The organism is Rubrobacter calidifluminis (assembly GCF_028617075.1).
Classification (GTDB): domain Bacteria; phylum Actinomycetota; class Rubrobacteria; order Rubrobacterales; family Rubrobacteraceae; genus Rubrobacter_E; species Rubrobacter_E calidifluminis.
Genome location: NZ_JAQKGV010000016.1, coordinates 54,647 through 70,804 on the forward strand (window position 1 = coordinate 54,647; position 16,158 = coordinate 70,804).

The 16,158-nt window shown below is 66.3% G+C and carries 14 protein-coding genes; 9 read left to right on the plus strand and 5 right to left on the minus strand.

Annotated features, from left to right (window positions below; genetic code table 11):
- The first annotated feature begins 2 nt into the window (after window positions 1-2).
- Window positions 3-878 (plus strand): GNAT family N-acetyltransferase, encoded by an 876-nt coding sequence (locus PJB24_RS12895; protein ID WP_273846459.1) that lies wholly within the window; start codon window positions 3-5, stop codon window positions 876-878.
- A 3-nt stretch (window positions 879-881) separates the two neighbouring features.
- Here the strand turns inward: PJB24_RS12895 and PJB24_RS12900 are convergent, their stop codons facing one another.
- The gene (locus PJB24_RS12900) at window positions 882-2,378 is read right to left on the minus strand and encodes an arylsulfotransferase family protein (RefSeq protein ID WP_273846461.1); all 1,497 of its coding nucleotides are present in this window, start codon (window positions 2,376-2,378) and stop codon (window positions 882-884) included.
- Between the two features lie 77 nt (window positions 2,379-2,455).
- Between PJB24_RS12900 and PJB24_RS12905 the strand changes: the two genes are divergently transcribed.
- Window positions 2,456-2,740, plus strand: a complete 285-nt coding sequence (locus PJB24_RS12905; protein ID WP_273846462.1) for a hypothetical protein — start codon at window positions 2,456-2,458, stop codon at window positions 2,738-2,740.
- Here PJB24_RS12905 and PJB24_RS12910 read toward each other — a convergent pair.
- The gene (locus PJB24_RS12910; RefSeq protein WP_273846465.1) at window positions 2,697-3,134 is read right to left on the minus strand and encodes a hypothetical protein; all 438 of its coding nucleotides are present in this window, start codon (window positions 3,132-3,134) and stop codon (window positions 2,697-2,699) included. The two genes, PJB24_RS12905 and PJB24_RS12910, sit on opposite strands and share 44 nt — an antisense overlap.
- A 68-nt stretch (window positions 3,135-3,202) precedes the next feature.
- Here PJB24_RS12910 and PJB24_RS12915 point away from each other — a divergent pair, with 68 nt between their 5' ends.
- The 3 genes from PJB24_RS12915 (at window position 3,203) to PJB24_RS12925 (ending at window position 7,647) form a co-directional block, all read left to right on the plus strand.
- Complete coding sequence (locus PJB24_RS12915) at window positions 3,203-3,823, plus strand: TetR/AcrR family transcriptional regulator (protein ID WP_273846466.1); 621 nt, start codon at window positions 3,203-3,205, stop codon at window positions 3,821-3,823.
- Window positions 3,824-3,918: 95 nt separating this feature from the next.
- The gene (locus tag PJB24_RS12920) at window positions 3,919-5,178 is read left to right on the plus strand and encodes an ABC-2 transporter permease (protein WP_273846467.1); all 1,260 of its coding nucleotides are present in this window, start codon (window positions 3,919-3,921) and stop codon (window positions 5,176-5,178) included.
- A gap of 54 nt (window positions 5,179-5,232) precedes the next feature.
- Window positions 5,233-7,647 carry an MMPL family transporter gene (locus PJB24_RS12925; RefSeq protein WP_273846468.1) on the plus strand — a complete coding sequence of 805 codons (2,415 nt, stop codon included), beginning with the start codon at window positions 5,233-5,235 and terminating at the stop codon, window positions 7,645-7,647.
- Here PJB24_RS12925 and PJB24_RS12930 read toward each other — a convergent pair.
- Together PJB24_RS12930 and PJB24_RS12935 are read right to left on the minus strand one after the other, a co-directional pair.
- Entirely contained in the window at window positions 7,644-8,873 is a 1,230-nt protein-coding gene (locus PJB24_RS12930) for a DUF790 family protein (protein WP_273846469.1), read from the minus strand. The genes PJB24_RS12925 and PJB24_RS12930 overlap by 4 nt on opposite strands.
- Window positions 8,873-10,225, minus strand: a complete 1,353-nt coding sequence (locus PJB24_RS12935) for a DEAD/DEAH box helicase family protein (protein WP_273846472.1) — start codon at window positions 10,223-10,225, stop codon at window positions 8,873-8,875. The genes PJB24_RS12930 and PJB24_RS12935 overlap by 1 nt, the downstream gene beginning before the upstream one ends.
- 84 nt (window positions 10,226-10,309) lie before the next feature.
- Between PJB24_RS12935 and PJB24_RS12940 the strand changes: the two genes are divergently transcribed.
- From PJB24_RS12940 to PJB24_RS12950, 3 genes are all read left to right on the plus strand, one after another.
- The gene (locus PJB24_RS12940; RefSeq protein WP_273846474.1) at window positions 10,310-11,122 is read left to right on the plus strand and encodes an endo alpha-1,4 polygalactosaminidase; all 813 of its coding nucleotides are present in this window, start codon (window positions 10,310-10,312) and stop codon (window positions 11,120-11,122) included.
- Between the two features lie 188 nt (window positions 11,123-11,310).
- On the plus strand, window positions 11,311-12,297 hold the full coding sequence (locus PJB24_RS12945; protein ID WP_273846476.1) for a glycoside hydrolase family 3 N-terminal domain-containing protein: 987 nt from the start codon (window positions 11,311-11,313) through the stop codon (window positions 12,295-12,297).
- Between the two features lie 111 nt (window positions 12,298-12,408).
- Complete coding sequence (locus PJB24_RS12950; RefSeq protein WP_273846477.1) at window positions 12,409-13,641, plus strand: ABC transporter ATP-binding protein; 1,233 nt, start codon at window positions 12,409-12,411, stop codon at window positions 13,639-13,641.
- A 17-nt stretch (window positions 13,642-13,658) separates the two neighbouring features.
- Here PJB24_RS12950 and PJB24_RS12955 read toward each other — a convergent pair whose 3' ends face one another.
- Window positions 13,659-14,711 carry a LacI family DNA-binding transcriptional regulator gene (locus PJB24_RS12955; protein ID WP_273846479.1) on the minus strand — a complete coding sequence of 351 codons (1,053 nt, stop codon included), beginning with the start codon at window positions 14,709-14,711 and terminating at the stop codon, window positions 13,659-13,661.
- Window positions 14,712-14,769: 58 nt separating this feature from the next.
- Between PJB24_RS12955 and PJB24_RS12960 the strand changes: the two genes are divergently transcribed.
- Window positions 14,770-16,140, plus strand: a complete 1,371-nt coding sequence (locus PJB24_RS12960; protein ID WP_273846481.1) for an ABC transporter substrate-binding protein — start codon at window positions 14,770-14,772, stop codon at window positions 16,138-16,140.
- Window positions 16,141-16,158 lie beyond the last annotated feature (18 nt).

The window sequence follows — 16,158 nt, forward strand, 5'->3', positions numbered from 1 at the left end:
AGTTGGAAGACATCCTGAGCTTTCGCCCGATGACCACGGACGATGTGGACGCCGCATACGAGCTGGTCTCCCATGCCTTCGCGAGAGACCGGGAGGAGATACTCAGGCGTACCCCGGGAGAAGTGGCCCACCGCAAAGACCGCTACCGGCACTTCCTGAGCACGGACCCTGCCGGCGCCTGGCTCGCCGAAGACGGAGAAGGGCGTCTCGCCGGTGTCTCCATCGCCCTCAGGAGGGGAGAGATCTGGATACTCTCCCTCCTCGCCGTGGACGAGAGCTACAGGGGCCAGGGCGTGGGGAAGAAGCTTTTGCAGAGGGCGATGGGCTACGCCGAGGGGTGCAGGGGTGGCATGATCGCCTCTTCCACACATCCGGCGGCGATGAGGAGTTATGCGCTGGCCGGCTTCACGTTGTGTCCTACCCTCACTGCCCGGGGATACGTGGATCGCAGGAGCCTGCCCGGGAGGCTGGGGGTGCGCGAGGGAGGAGGGGAGAACGACCTCCGGCTGGCGGCGGAGGTGGACAGGTTCGTCCGGGGCGCGCCGCACGGCCCGGATCTCGAATTCCTGCTCGACTCTGGGGCCCGCATGTTCGTCTACGAGGCGGAGGGGGAGAGGGGCTACGCCCTCACGTACAAGGGACGGCCGCTGGTTTTGGCCGCCAGGGGTGAGAAGGCGTCGACAGCCCTGTTGTGGGAGGTGCTGGCGAACTCCGACCCTCAGAGGGAGGTCGAGATCTCCTGGATCACGGCGGAGCAGCAGTGGGCCGTGAGGGTGGCGCTCGCAGCCGGGCTCGTGCTGGAGCCCGCCGGGCCCATCTGCATCCGAGGTGAACTCGGTCCGCTGGCCCCCTATCTCCCTAACGGGGCCTTCCTGTAGACCTCAGCGGGCTCTGGTCGTCCCGGAGGTGGCGAGCACGTTGCCTGATTCGTCTACGGCCTGAATCGCAAAGTACGGACCTCCGCCGCGCAATGTGACGGCCGTTTCGAAACCCCGCTTCGGTGCATCCCCGGCCTCTCTCAGATCGGAAGGGACGCGTCCAGAGAGCACCCTCCATCTTTTGACGGCCGTAGACCCGTTCCAGCTTGCGTAGATGGTGATCCCGCCGTCGGCGTGCTTCTTCGCCACCACGGCGGGCCTCCCTTCCGGGTGACCCTCCCAGGGATGCCAGTAGGTGCGGTACGAGCGTCCCTGACCGGGTAGACGGGCATCGAAGACGAGGTCACCACTGCCGGTGAAGCCCGAGAAGAACGGCTCGTAGCCCCACCCGATAAAGGCTTCTCCGGTAGGGAGCATCTGCACGTTGCCTTCGGCCCCGGCCAGGATCCTCCTGCCGGGGTGGACGTACTCGCGTACCAGCGTCGCCCGCATCTTCTGCATGTCCAGGCGGAGGACCACGCCCCGCGACTGGCGGTGCACCGGCGGGTTGCCGCCGTTGTCGAAGATCGTGATCGTGCCGTCCGGGTGGCGTCTGGCGTCGTGCTGGTAGGCTGTCCTGGTCCCGGGGCCCATCTCGAAGTCACTCTCCTTGCCGCCCAGGCGCCAGAGCACCCGACCACTCGCCCGGTCCACTTTGTAGACAGCCCAGGTGTTGCGGGAGGAGATGAGCAGGTTCCCGTCGTGGTCTACGTCTATGGAGTTTATGTGGAAGTAGTCGAAGGGATCGTCGGGGTTCTTCGGTGGCCTGCCGTAGGACAGCTCGACGGGGACGTGATCCAGGCTGTGCCACTCGAAGAGCACCTTCCCGCTCTCGACGTCGACTTCCTGGGCGATGCCGTCGTAGACCAGGGCGTCTTTGCTCCCCCCGGCCGGGGTGAGATCGTGGCGCACGGGGTGGTAGGCGGTGAAGAGGGCTGTCCCCTGCGGGGTGAGGAGGAACTCGTGCAGGTCGCCTTTGTACCCGTTACCGGCACGAACCCGCTTTATCTCCCGGTAGGAGCGGTCGAGGAGGACGTATTCGCCGGAACCGTGTCCGTTCGTGACCCGGCCTTCCCACCACGTCAGGACCGGCTCATCGCGGTAATGCTGTACCCGGAAGTTGTCCAACCTTCGTTCCTCCGGCTGGTGGAACCACACGAGATGGCCCTCGCTGTCGAGGATCATGGCCCCGGAGCTGCCGGGGGTCTTGGGTTGCGGGGCGAGGAAGACGCAGTCGCCCTTTCGGGCGAAGATGCCCCTCGGTCTCTTCTCGATCTCGACGGCGGGGGGCTTCAGGTCCGGGCGCGAACGGAAGCTCAGCACGTTCCCTTCGGGTATGGTCCGGGAGACGTTCTCTATTCGCGTGCCCTTCGCGGTCTGCTGCAGGGTCCAGACCCCGCCGCCGGCTAGCACCCCCGCACCGACCAGCGCCCCGATGAACTTCTTTCGCGTGAGCTTCACGCGGGAGATTATGCAACTTCAGCGCCTCCTGCGTTAGACTCACGTCTGCCAGAAGGCTCTTCGGAGGGTGTTTTCCTGTGAGGAAGATCACGATCCGCTACACCGGGTTCCGTGAGTGCCCCAACTGCGGCGGCCTGGGGGACGACGGGGCTTCCTGGCGTCCGATCCCGTGCCGGCGCTGCAGAGGACACGGGGTTCTGGTCACCGACGTCGAGGTGGAGGATTCGGAGGAGGGCGTCCTGCCCCGCTCGCGCTACGACTTCAACGCCCTCGGGGAGGTCTTCCTGCTCGACTTCGACGAGGACGAGGAGATAGAGGTCATCCGTCCCGAGGCCCCGTGGGATCGAAGTGGGCTATCCTGATGAGCAGCCAGGAGAAAGCGGCGGCTCCTCCGACGGAGAGGATGTCCCAGAGCGCCCACCGCTCGTAAGGAGGACGGGTGAATCCGGCGAAGCGCCGCTCGTAGCCCGAAGGATCGGGGATGCTGGCGAACCCGAGCGCGGTGGAGAGGAGGGCCCACTCCGCCGCGGTGGCGAAGACGGCCATGAAGAGGGCGGCAACCACGCCTCTCCAGCCGCCCTGGAAGACGAGCAGAACCCCAAGCGCCACGTACACGAGGAGCCGGGCCGTCTGGATCAAAGCCTCCCTCCCCACGTGCCCCGCATAGACGCTCCTGAAAGAGAACACATCGCTTCCGAAACCGAAGACCACCGCCGCGAGCGCACAGGCCAGCGTGAGCGCGGCGAGAGATCTCACGCTCCTGTTCATGGGTGGATTATAAGGCGCGGGGTCTCCGGCGGGGCACGGTATGCTAGCATCGTTTTATGACCCGCGGTCGACAAAGGAGCCGGGGAAGACCCAGGTCCAAACCCCCCGACGAACGCCGAAGGGAATTCCTCGAAGCGGCGCTGGAGCTCTTCACCGAGCACGGTTACGAGAGTACCAGCGTGGAGGAGCTCTGCCGCCGGGTCGGGGTCGCCAAAGGAACCTTCTACCTCTACTTCGGAAGCAAGGAGGAGCTGGCCCTCGCCCTGCGCGAACGCTTCGTCGAGGAGAGCCGAACCCGGCTCACCCGTCTGATCGAAGGCTGGGAAGGTTCCTTCACCGAACTTATCGATGCAGCCATAGATTTCGTCTTCGAGTTCCACCACAATAACCGTTCGCTCTTCAACCTCTTCTACCGCCACTACCCGACGGAGTTCGGCCCCGGCGCCGCCGAAAACCGCCGGCGCTACGTGGAGCCCATGGCGCGTATCATCGAAGAGGCGGTGAAACGCCGGGAGGCCGACGCCGCCGGATACCCAACCCTCTTCGCTTACCTGATCTCCGGCGCCGTCGAGGAGAACCTCTTCTCCTCCATGGCCTTCGGAATCCCCGATGACCCGGATTCTCTCAAACAGGCAACCAAGATCTTCGTCCGTAAGGTACTCTCTCCCCATCCCTGATCGCAATACGCCGCGCCATGCAGGCTTGTCCGTGCGGAAATCGCTGTTATATTTTATGACTGACGGTCGGTCATAAAATGTTCGGAGGTGATCTGATGCGTGGGGCGATCGGTTGGTTGCGGGAGCGGGCGGCGTCTTCACCGGCGTGGTTCACGGTGTTGCTCGGGGTGGGTGTGTTCGTTTTGCAGATGCTCTTCATCTGGTCTTACGTAGGAGCTCTGCATGCTCCCGAGCCGCACGAGGTCCCGGTCGCGGTCGTCGGTTCGAACGGTGCGGTGGCACGGTTCGAGCGGGTGGTGGAGGGGGCGGTGGGGAACGACCTGAAGCTGGAGAGGAAGCGTGGGGTGTCGGAGGCGCGAGGAGCGATAGACGACCGCGAGGTTTACGGGGCCGTCGTTTTGGGGCGTGGAGGAGATCGCCTGCTGGTCGCGGATGCTGCGAGCCCGATCGTCTCGCGCATGCTCCGGGAGGAGTTCTCCGGGATCGAGCGCTCTCAGGGCCGGACGCTCAGCGTGGAGGACGTCAGGCCGCTACCGGGTGGAGACTCCAGGGGGCTCTCGTCCTTCTACGCGGTCGTCGGCTGGGTCGTCGGGGGCTATCTGCTGGCGACGGCGGTGGCGATCCTGCGTGGCAGGAACGTGGAGGGCTGGCGGGCGGCGCTGGGGCGCGTGGGAGGCTTCGCCGCGTACGCGGTGGCGGCCGGGGCGATCGGGGCGGTGTTGCTGGAGGGAGTAATCGGGGCGCTCGGCGGTCCGGGGGCGGATCTGGCCGCGATCGGCGCCCTCGTCGTCTTCGCCACCGCCGTCGCAGCGGCGGCCCTGCAGGCGCTCTTGGGGATCGCGGGGACGGGCGCCGCGATACTGCTGTTCGTCGTACTCGGGAACCCGTCGTCCGGGGGGCCTTACGCGCCGGAGCTTTTGCCGCAACCCTGGCGGACGTTGGGCGTCTTCCTGCCGCCGGGGGCAGGGACGACGCTGGTGCGGAATACGGTGTATTTCGGGGGGAACCACATCGCGGGTGCGCTCGGAGTGCTCGCGGCCTACGCGGTGGTCGGGAGTGTGGGTGTGGTCTGGTCCGGTGTCCGGAGGCGCGGGTGCGCCGGGGGCGACCTCCGCGTGCGGCAGGATGGTTTGCTCACCGCCTTCGTGCTCGAGTGCGTGGCGCTGCGCGTGATGGATGATGCAGGGAGCAATCCCGCCCTGGTCCATGCCGTCTCCCGGCTCGTTCCCGAGGTTGAGGGGGAGACGGAGCAGGAGCGCGCCCGGCGCGCCGTATCCGAGGTGCTCCGGCCCATGGCCGCCCGGATGCTGGATCCGGAGGGAAAATCCACATCCAGGAGTTCTGGAAGGTGGTAGAAAGAGAGGCCGACGCGCGGAGGTACGCGCCGGGAGAAGCACGATGGAGGTTCTTTGATCCGATCCCGACTACCGCGAGGCTCTGTCGGAGGACGGGATACACGCGGGGATGGCGGCCTGCTCAGGAGGTGGGCGCGCCTGGCGGTCCGGAGGAGGTGGGCGGTCATCGTCTGCTGGGCCGTCGTGCTCGGCGTCTTCGGCGTCCTCTCCCAGGTCTATGGAGGGCACTTCGTGGACTCCTTCAAGCTGCCCGGGGCCGAGTCCCAGAGGGCGCTCGATCTGCTCCGGAGCCGGTTCCCGAGCCAGGCCGGAGATTCAGCCACCCTGGTCTTCAAGGCGCGCCGGGGCGAGATTGCCAGCCCAGGGGTGGAACGGAAGATACAGAAGATCCTGCGCAGGGCGGAGAAGCTTCCGGAGGTGACGGGGGTCAGCTCGCCCTACAGGGTGCCCGGCGCCATCTCGAAGGATGGCAGGATAGCCTACGCTGTCGTGCAGTACGACAAGCTCGCACCCGCGGTCGACCCCGAGAGCGTGAAGAAGCTGGAAGATCTCGCTGATAACTCGAACACGAAGACGCTCAGGGTCGAGGTTGGGGGGCAGGTGATCTCGGCGACCGAGACCACCCCTCCCGGGCGCTCCGAGGCGATAGGCCTCGCCGCCGCGGTTGCCATACTCCTCGTCGCGTTCGGTTCCGTCGTGGCGATGGGGCTGCCGATAGCCACCGCGCTCGCCGGGCTCGGAACCGGGCTGGCCGGCGTGGAGCTTCTCACGCGCGTCACGGACCTCAGCACCTTCACCCCGGCGTTCGGGGCCATGATCGGGCTCGGCGTCGGGATAGACTACGCGCTCTTCGTCGTCGTACGTTTCCGTGAGGGGCTCTCCTCCGGGCTCGGGGTGGAGGAGGCGGTGGCGCAGGCGGTCGACACCTCCGGCAGGGCGGTGGTCTCGGCCGGCACGATCGTCGCCATAGCGCTTCTGGGGCTTTTCACCATGGGGATACCGTTCGTGACGGCGCTGGGTGTCGCCGCGGCACTCGTTGTCGGGCTCAGCGTCGTGGTCGCGGTGACGCTCCTTCCTGCGCTGCTGGCGCTCGCCGGGCGCAACGTGGACCGGTGGCAGGTTCCGCTGCCGCGGGGTGAGGGGAAGAGCTCTCTGGGGAGACGCTTCAGCGGGCAGATACAGAGGCGTCCGCTCGTGTATGCGGTCCTGGCGGCCTCCCTCCTGGTGGTGCTCGCGCTGCCGGTCTTCAGCATGCGCCTGGGGTTCTCCGACGACGGGAACAAACCCACCTCGATGCACAGCCGCAGAGCCTACGATCTCTTGACCGAGGGGTTCGGTCCCGGGTTCAACGCGCCGCTGCTCGTGGTGCTCGAGAAGAACGGGGGGCTCTCCAGGTCCACCCTGAGCCGTGTGGAGCGGGCGCTCGGGAGCACCGGGGGCGTGGCCGAGGTGACGCCGCCGAACCTCAACCGGGAAGGCAACACCGCCGTCATAACCGCCTACCCGAAAAGTTCACCCCAGAGCCAGAAGACCACGGATACCGTAAAGCGTCTGCGGGATCACGTGTTGCCCCGGGTGCTCGGGGGTACCGGTGTCAGGGCGTACGTGGGCGGGGCGACGGCCGCGTTCATAGACATCGGCGACAAGATCTCTTCCCGGATGCCCTACTTCTTCACGCTCGTGATCGGGCTGAGCTTCCTTCTCCTGATGGCCGTCTTCCGCTCGGTGCTGGTGCCGCTGAAGGCCGCGGTGATGAACCTGCTCTCGATCGGGGCGGCCTATGGCGTCCTGGTCGCCGTCTTCCAGTGGGGGTGGGCGGCGGGTATCTTCGGGGTCGGGAAGACCGGCCCGATCGAATCCTACCTGCCTATGATGCTCTTCGCGATCCTCTTCGGCCTCTCGATGGACTACGAGGTTTTCCTGGTCAGCCGCATCCGGGAGAGCTACGTGAGGAGCAGGGACCCGAGGGGTTCGGTGGGGGAGGGGCTCGCGCTCACCGCGCGCGTCATAACGGCCGCCGCCGCGATAATGGTCCTGGTCTTCCTCTCGTTCGTCATCGGGGACGACAGGATCATCAAGGAATTCGGGCTGGGGCTGGCCACCGCGATCTTCGTCGACGCCACCGTGATCCGGCTGGTCCTCGTCCCGGCGACGATGACGTTGCTCGGTAGGTGGAACTGGTGGTTCCCGCGCTGGCTGGACCGGATCGTTCCCCGTCTGAACATCGAGGGCAAGACCGCGGAAGGGTCGCCTGAGGTGCACCGGCTGCTGCTCGCGGGGGTGACGCTGGAGTACCTGGCGCGCAGGGTGGAGAGCGCCGACGGCAGGATGCCGAACCTGGTGCGCGCGGCGGCGAGGCTCTCGCCGGACGGTTCCGGGACGGAGGAGGAGCGGGCCCGCAGGGCGGCCCGGGAGATCCTCCGGCCGCTCGCCATCCGCCTGCTCGCTGGTGCGATCAGGGGACGCTAGAGCCGCTCGAGCACGTCCGCGGGGCGCAGCCGGCCCTTGAACGGGATCACCCCGCTCTCCGCGGCCTCCGAGAGGGCTTCCGGGGAGACGGAGAGGCGTTCCGAGGCCGCGACGAGCACCCTCTTCCCCCGCTTCGCCGCCTCCCGGACCAGATGCACCCGCTCGACGAGGTGGCGTCTGCTCCAGAAGCCGAGGATCTCCAGGTGGACCTCTTCTTCGTCCCGGCGCAGCGTGAAGTCCGGCACGAGCGCGGTGCCGAGCTCGGGGAGGGGGATGATCGAGGCTTCGGCGTCGAGCTCCCAGCCGGCGACATCCCGGGTGCGCTCCCAGGACGTACGGAAGGCGGAGCGCAGATCCTCTTCCTCCACCGCCGCCTCTGGTGCCGCGTAGTGGCTCTCGAGATCACAGCTCCCCGAGTCGAGCTCCAGGCGGGCCTCGCGGCCGCGCCAGGTCACGTCCGCGGAGAGGCGCCACGGGGAGGTCAGAAGCAGCGCGGGGAGAAACTTGGCGATCCTCAGGCCGTAGCGGCGGGTGCCGCTGAAGATCGAGAGCGGGCCGTCGAGGTGGAGCCGGTATCCATCCGGGATGATCTCCAGGCGGTAGATCAGACCGAGCAGCTTCACGTAGCCGAAGACCGTCCTGGCGTCGGCCTCACGGCCCAGGTCCACCACCAGCTCGCGTGCGGAGTAGAGCACGCCCTGGACCTGAGCGGTGTTGTAGCGGGCGATGAGCTCCTCGGGGGAGGGTTCGGAGAGGCTCGCGAGGATCTGCTCGGCCGGCCGGTCGGCGTACATGACGGCGGATGGATCCTCGAGGCCGGTCTCGCGCGAGACCTGCGCGAGCACCTCCTCGCGGGTCGCCACGTCGAGAAGACCGGGCTCGGAGGCCGGGAGCTCGGGCATCGCGGCGGCGAGCTCGAAGATGCGGGTGCGCACGGTGTAGGGGTCGGCGTCGGTCGGGGGAGCCCACCCGGATCGCTCCTCGAGGAGCTTCGCCAGCGCCCGCACCACCCGGAAGCCGCGCCTCGGGTCGAGCCGGGGACCGGCCTCCTCCTCGGCGCGGGAGAGAGCCTCTTCGAGCTCGCGTCTCGGACGGCCCAGATGCGAGGCGTAGACGCGGCAGACCTCGCCCGCCGCCTCGAATGCCCGGCCGTCTTCGGGCGAGAGCCGGTGCGGGACGACGGACCCGCGCCGGAGGTGGGCCATCACGTGCTCGCCGCGCAGCATCAGGCGAAGGCCTCGCGCCTGCGCCGGGAGGTGAACTCCTCGCCGGTCGCGCTCGTCACCAGCTCGTAGAGCACGGCCCGCTTGCCGTCTCTCGGGCGCAGGATCCGTCCCAGCCGCTGGACGTACTCGCGCACCGAGGCGCTTCCGGCCAGGATCATGGCAACGTTCGCGTCCGGCACGTCAACCCCTTCGTTGAGGACGTCGGAGGCGATTATCGCCCGGTAGCGGCCCTCGCGGAAGCGGTCCAGGATCTCCTTGCGCTCCTTCGCCGGGGTCTCGTAGGTTATGCCCGGGATCAGGAACCTGCGGCTCAGCGCGTAGACCTCCTCGACGCTCTTGGTGAAGACGATCGAGCGGTCGTCCCAGTGCTTCTTGAGGAGGCTCTCGAGCGTCGTCACCTTGCGCACCGCCGAGGACTGGATCTCGCGCCTCCTCCTCGCGGCGAGCAGCGCCTCCCTGCCCCCGGAGTGGCTGGTCGAGGCGACGAGGATGAACCTCTGCCAGTCCTCCGGAGAGCGCACGCTGAGCTGGTGCTTCCGCAGGAAATCCCGGTAGACGGCGTCCGCCTGGGCGTACTCGAAGCGCTCTTTCGCGGTGAGCTCGACCGGGATGCGCACCAGCTCGTATGGGGCCAGGTACGATCCCGCGAGATCCTCCGCCGAGCGCCGGTAGACCACGCCCCCCACCAGCTCCGGAAGCAGCTCGTGGCCGCCGTCCGGACGCTCGGGGGTCGCGGTGAGCCCGAGGGCGTAGGGGGCGACGAGCATCTTCGGGATTATTGCGTACTTCTCGGCGGGCAGGTGGTGAACCTCGTCGTAGACGACGAGCGCGAAGCGGTCGCCGTAGCGCTCGGCGTGGATGTACGCCGAGTCGTAGGTGGTGACCGTGATCGGGGTGATCTCGTGGTAGCCGCCGCCGAGCAGTCCTATCTCGACCGAACCTCCGAAGGAGTCCTGCAGGACAGAGTACCATTGCTTCATCAGCGCGAGCGTGGGGACCACGACCAGCGCGCTGCGCGCCGTCCGCTCCATCGCCCGGACCGCCACGGTGGTCTTGCCGGCGCCGGTGGGGAGCACTACCACCCCGCGCAGGCCCGCCTTCCACCAGGCGGCGAGCGCCTGGCTCTGGTAGGGCCGCATCTCGATGGAGACGCGCGATTCGAGCCGAAGCTTCTCGAAGTTTCCCGCGAGATCCCGGTGCGGGATGCCCGACTCCCGCAGGGAGAGTACTGTCTCGCGGTAGGCGTCCGCAGGGGCCCGCCACTGACGGGTTCTGGAGTCCCAGACGAAGGGCTCCGGCGGCTTCTCGCCCGTGGCGACTAGCGTACCGGATTCGTACCTGAGCTCTATCACGCCAACCAAAGGATAACCGAGAGCGGGATGGTTCTCAGTCCCTCTCCTCGCGTGATCGCATCCTGTACACTACGTTGCGTGTTCATGCCGGGGAAGAGAGAGTATCTCACTCTGGTTCTCTCATTGCTCGTAATCGGTTTGTCGGGCTTCGTCTTCGAGGATGGGGCCGCCATCTGGAGGCCGAGGCCCGGGACCAGCTGGCAGTGGCAGCTGCAGGGGAAGGTGGATGCCTCCTATCCCGTCAGGGTCTACGACGTGGACGGTTTCGATACTTCGAAGAGGACGGTGGCCAGACTGCACCGTAAAGTTGTGAAGGTGATCTGCTACGTCGATGTCGGGACCTGGGAGAGATGGCGTCCGGATGCCGGCAGGTTCCCGAGGTCGGTGATCGGGAGGAGGGATGGCCCGTGGCCGGGGGAGAGGTGGCTGGACATCCGGAAGCTCAGACGGCTCGCCCCGATAATGCGCTCCCGCTTCGAGATGTGCAGGAGGAAAGGCTTCGACGCGATAGAGCCGGACAACATCGACGGATACACCAACCGTACGGGGTTCAGGATCACCTACGCCGATCAGCTCCGCTACAACCGGTGGCTCGCGCGCCAGGCGCACCGGATCGGGCTCTCGATCGGCCTGAAGAACGACCCGGGACAGGTCGTGGACCTCGTCGGCTACTATGACTGGGCGCTCACCGAAGATTGCTTCGCTCAGGGCTGGTGTTACAAGCTCGAGCCTTTCGTAGAGAGGAACAAGGCGGTCTTCTCGGCCGAGTACACCGATACCGGGATGACCCTGCAGAAGCTCTGCGCGCGGGCGCGAAAGCTGGGTTTCTCCGCCATACTCAAGCACAGGGATCTTGGAGCCTGGCGGAAGGGCTGTGTTGGCCTGGAGAGGCGATGAACGGCTTCGTTCTGGGTACGAGCGCGAAGCTCTGTCTCGTCCTCTCTGTGGTTTCCCTTGCCTTGCTCTATGGGTGCGCGGGGCGGACGGGCCACGGAGTTTCGAGGGCGGCACCCGGTCCCCGAGCGCCTTCTTTCGGAGGTGGCTCCTCCGGAGGGGGAGAGACCGTCGTCTCTGAGTCACGTCGCATGAGCCTGCGCGATGCCGTGGGGCAGATGTTCATCGTGGGTATGCGCGGGACCACGCCGGACCGTCGCGTAGAGGGCATGATCCGGGAGGAGAACATCGGCGGGGTGATGCTCTTCGGCTACAACATGCAGAGCCGGGAGCAGACCCGGGCGCTGACCGGCGCGCTGCAGCGGGAGGCCCGCATACCGCTCTTCATAGCCACCGACCAGGAGGGAGGGGAGGTCGCCGACGCCCCCTGGGTCTCTCCGGAGCCCTCCGCCGAGGTGATAGGACGCGGCGGGGATCCCGGAGAGGCGCGGGAGGTGGCCCTGAAGATGGGTCGGCAGCTCCGTGCCGGTGGGATCAACACGGACTTCGCCCCGGTTGTGGATACCGGGTTCGGGGCCGCGATCGGCTCGCGCTCCTACGGGGAGGATCCGACCCTCGTTTCTAAGATGGGGGCGGCGGCCGTGCGCGGTTTCCGGGAGGCGGGCGTGGTCTCGACCGCCAAGCACTTCCCGAACCACGGGGACGCGACCAGCGACTCCCACACCGGCCTGCCGGTCGTCGATCACGACCTGCGCACCGTGCGCTCGTACGATCTGCCACCGTTCGAGGCGGCGGTGCGGGCCGGGGTGCCTATGGTGATGGTCGGGCACCTGCTCTACCCGGCGATAGATCCCGAGCGGCCCGCGAGCCTCTCCCCGAAGGCGATCGGGATGCTGCGCCACGATCTCGGGTTCCGGGGCGTGATCGTCACCGACGACCTCAACATGGCCGGGGCCACGGGGTCGGGCACTCCGGCCGAGGCCGCCGTCCGGGCCGCGAAGGCCGGGGCCGACCTTCTGCTCATAACCTCCTCTTACGGGCAGGAGGAGGCGGCGTACCGCGCCGTGCTCCGGGCGGTGAGGTCCGGGGAGATCCCGGAGCGGCAGGTCCGCGCCTCGGTCCGGCGCATACTCGAAGTAAAAAGAGAGTACCTGGGCTACGAAACGCATGCCCGATAAGTTAGAATCCGAAGTGAAGCAGCAGTGGTGGGAACGGAGGCCCCCGCAGACGTCGCGTGCGGGCGCGGGAGACCCGCGGCGGTCTGGGGGCCGAGGAAGGAGGTCCGTCTCATGGCGGAGGTCACTCTCGAGAACATAACCAAGGTCTACGGCGACGACGTGGTGGCCGTCAGGGACATGAACATAGACATCTCGGACGGGGAGTTCATCGTCTTCGTCGGGCCCTCGGGGTGCGGGAAGACGACGGCGCTCAGGATGATCGCGGGTCTCGAAGACATCACCGAGGGGCGGCTGTACATAGGTGACGAGGTCGTCAACGACCTCCCCCCGCGCGACCGGGACATCGCGATGGTCTTCCAGAACTACGCCCTCTACCCGCACATGAACGTGCGGGAGAACATGGCCTTCGCCCTCAAGCTGCGCAAGACCCCCAAGGACGAGATTGCCCGACGCGTCGAGGAGGCGGCGCGCATCCTCGGCATCGAGCGCTTCCTCGACCGCAAGCCGAAGGCGCTCTCCGGTGGTCAGCGGCAGCGGGTCGCGCTGGGCCGGGCGATAGTCCGCGAGCCCAAAGCCTTCCTGATGGACGAGCCGCTCTCGAACCTCGACGCCAAGCTGCGCGTTCAGATGCGCACCGAGATCTCCAAGCTGCACAACCGCATCGGCACGACCACCATCTACGTCACCCACGACCAGACCGAGGCCATGACGATGGCCGACAGGATCGTGGTCATCAAAGACGGGGTCGTGCAGCAGATCGCCGAGCCCCAGCGGATGTACGAGTACCCGGAGAACATCTTCGTCGCCGGATTCATCGGATCTCCAGCGATGAACTTCATCCGGGCGCGTGTCGAGCGTGGCGACGGAGATTACGCGGTCGTCTTCGGGCGCACGCGGATCCCGGTCTCCAGAGAGCTGGCCGCGAGGGGCAGGCAGATCTACGGCCGCGACGTCGGCGAGTACCTGAACAAGGAGGTGATCCTCGGTATACGGCCCGAGCACATGGAGGACGCGAGCCTGGCGGAGGATATGGATGTGGGAGACGGCCACAGCATCCTTGAGGTCACCCCGCAGGTCCTCGAGAGCATGGGCAGCGAGAAGTACGTCTACTTCGAGATACCGAGGGAACAGGCGGCCCGCCTGGAGACCCTGGAGGAGATGACCGAGAGCGCTGGCTCGCAGGAAGACAGCACCGAAGAGGTCTCACCCGCCACCCCCGGCGACATGATGGTGGCCCGTATCTCCGCCGAAAGCGAGGCCCGCGAGGGAGGGAAGATCCGCCTGGCGATAGACGCGAGCAAGATCCACCTCTTTGACCCGGAGAGCGAAGAGGCTGTGCTCTAGGCTACGTTACAGCGGGATCAGGAGAGCCCCGGCGTCCCGGCCGGGGCTCCGTTCTGGCGCGTACTCCCACGCACGACCAGGGTAGTGGGGAGCACGAGGTGCTCTTGCGCGACGTCCGCTCCTTCTATCGCCCGGACGAGCAGGCTCGCCGCGGCCGCTCCCTTCTCTATGGTGGGCTGGTGCACCGTCGAGAGCGGCGGGCAGGAGATGCCCGACATCGGTAGGTCGTCGAAGCCCACGACCTCCAGGTCTTCGGGCACCCGCAGCCCGAGTTCCCGGCTCGCGGAGAGTATTCCGAGGGCCGTGACGTCGCTCATACATATGAAGGCCGTCGGTCTTCTCTCGTTCTCCCAGAGCTCCAGCAGGCACCTCCTGCCGCCCTCCAGAGAGCACGGTGCGTCCACCACCCTCACCTCTTCCCAGGCCACGCCCGACTCTTCGAAAGCCTTCCGGTAGCCGGCGAGTCTGCGCTGCCCGACGTCCTGGTAGGGATCGTCTCTGTAGCGCTCGGGTTTCAGGAACGAGACCAACACTATATCGTCGTGCCCGTGTGACAGGACTAGCGAAGCAGCCTCGTAGGCTCCCCTCTCGTCCTCGACGTTGACCGAAGGGGCCCGCCGCGACGTCCCGTCCACCACCACGAACGGTACCCCCCGGCGCGCCAGCGGCGCGATGTCCTTGTGGTCTTCGCCGAGTCCCACCACCAGGAACCCATCCGCCGGCGCCCGCGTGATCGCCTCGCCGATCGACTCGTCTATGGGTGAGACGACCATCATTGAGAGCTCCCGCTCGTTGCATATCCTGCCCACGCCCTGCACGAAGGATGCATAAAAGGGGTTGGCGAACGCGTCGGCGATGCTCTCCGGTACGAGAAGCCCCATGACTCCGGACCTCCTGGAGAGCAGCGCCTTGGCGTGTGGGTTCGGAGCGTAGCCCAGTTCGCGGGAGGCCGCCAGAACCCTCTGCACCGTCTCCCTGCTCAGTTCCCATGGGCGGTTGAACGTGAACGAAACCGCCGTCGGCGAGACCCCGGCCCGCCGCGCGACGTCAGAGATAGTAACACGTGCCATAAATGCCACCCTGAACCGTTTACTAAAGGCCTTTAGTATGTTACCGTAGGATGAAAGCATGGGTAAAGAGCGAGGGAAAGGGGCTTCGCTGATGGAGAAAAAGGATGGTGATGCCGGGAGGAAGCTGAGCCGCAGGGACTTTCTGCGCGTGGGCGGGGGTGGGCTTGCGGGTGCTGCCCTGCTTGGTGCGGCTGGCTGCGGCGGAAGTGGGGGATCCGGTTCGGGTGGTGGACCCGTAAACATCACGGTTGCGTTCGGCAGGGAGACGTCCGGGACGCTGGCGCAGCTCATAAAAGAGTTCAACAAGAAGAACGGCGGCAAGATCAAGGTGACCTGGCGCCACATGCCTTCGGACACGGGGCAGTATTTCAACCAGATCCAGACCGAGTTCCAGGCGCAGAAGACCAACATAGACCTGATCGGGGGGGACGTGATCTGGCCGGCGCAGCTGGCTGCGAACGGCTGGATCCTCGACCTATCCGACCGCTTCACCGAGAGCGAACAGAAGAAGTTTCTGCCCGGACCGATACAGTCGATGACCTGGCAGGGCAAGATCTGGGGCGTGCCTTGGTTCACCGACGCGGGGATGCTCTACTACCGCAAGGACCTTCTGGCCAAAAGCGGCTACAAGAACCCGCCCAAGACCTGGGACGAGTTGAAGTCGATGGCCGAGAAGATAACCAAGGAGCAGGGCATCCAGAACGGCTTCGTCTTCCAGGGAGACAAGTACGAGGGCGGGGTCTGCGATGCGATGGAGTACATCTGGACCAACGGGGGCAACGTCCTGAAGAACTACAACACCAACACGGTGGTGATAGGACAGCCGCCGGCGATCCAGGGTCTTGCCACCGAGCGGAGCATGGTCACCAGTGGGGTGGCGCCGCAGGCCGTCGCAACCTACCAGGAGCCGCAGTGTGAACCCATCTTCCTCGGAGGAAAGGCTGTCTTCTGCCGCAACTGGCCGTATATGTATTCTCTGGCCAAGCAGTACAAGATGGACCCGAAGAACGTGGGGCTCGCGCCGATACCGGTCTCGGGGAACAACGAGACGGCGAGCTGCCTTGGAGGGTGGAACTTCTACATAAGCAATCTCTCGGACAAGAGCAAGCAGGATGCCGCCTACAAGTTCATCCAGTTCATGGTCTCTCCTGAGAACGAGAAGAGGTTCACGCTCAAGGGTGGCTATCTGCCGACGCTCAGGTCGCTCTACGAAGACAAGGAACTTCTGAGCAAGGTTCCGACGTTGCAGAATTCGACCGCGATCAGCCACACCCATCCGCGGCCGGTCTCGCCGTACTACTCGGACATGTCGCTGAAGATGCAGGAGCAGTTCAACGACTCGCTCAAGGGGACCGTGAGCCCCAAGCAGGCGGCCAGAACGCTGCAGGGCCAGCTCACCCAGATAATCAAGCAGGGCAAGAACGCCTGAGGTGAGGGAAAGGAGTAG

Bases quoted from the DNA above. Each gene is read 5' to 3' on its own strand.
- PJB24_RS12940 (WP_273846474.1), top strand. From the start codon at position 10,310: ATGCCGGGGAAGAGAGAGTATCTCACTCTGGTTCTCTCATTGCTCGTA.
- PJB24_RS12960 (WP_273846481.1), top strand. From the start codon at position 14,770: ATGGGTAAAGAGCGAGGGAAAGGGGCTTCGCTGATGGAGAAAAAGGAT.
- PJB24_RS12955 (WP_273846479.1), bottom strand. From the start codon at position 14,711: ATGGCACGTGTTACTATCTCTGACGTCGCGCGGCGGGCCGGGGTCTCG.
- PJB24_RS12945 (WP_273846476.1), top strand. From the start codon at position 11,311: ATGAGCCTGCGCGATGCCGTGGGGCAGATGTTCATCGTGGGTATGCGC.
- PJB24_RS12920 (WP_273846467.1), top strand. From the start codon at position 3,919: ATGCGTGGGGCGATCGGTTGGTTGCGGGAGCGGGCGGCGTCTTCACCG.
- PJB24_RS12915 (WP_273846466.1), top strand. From the start codon at position 3,203: ATGACCCGCGGTCGACAAAGGAGCCGGGGAAGACCCAGGTCCAAACCC.
- PJB24_RS12950 (WP_273846477.1), top strand. From the start codon at position 12,409: ATGGCGGAGGTCACTCTCGAGAACATAACCAAGGTCTACGGCGACGAC.
- PJB24_RS12930 (WP_273846469.1), bottom strand. From the start codon at position 8,873: ATGCTGCGCGGCGAGCACGTGATGGCCCACCTCCGGCGCGGGTCCGTC.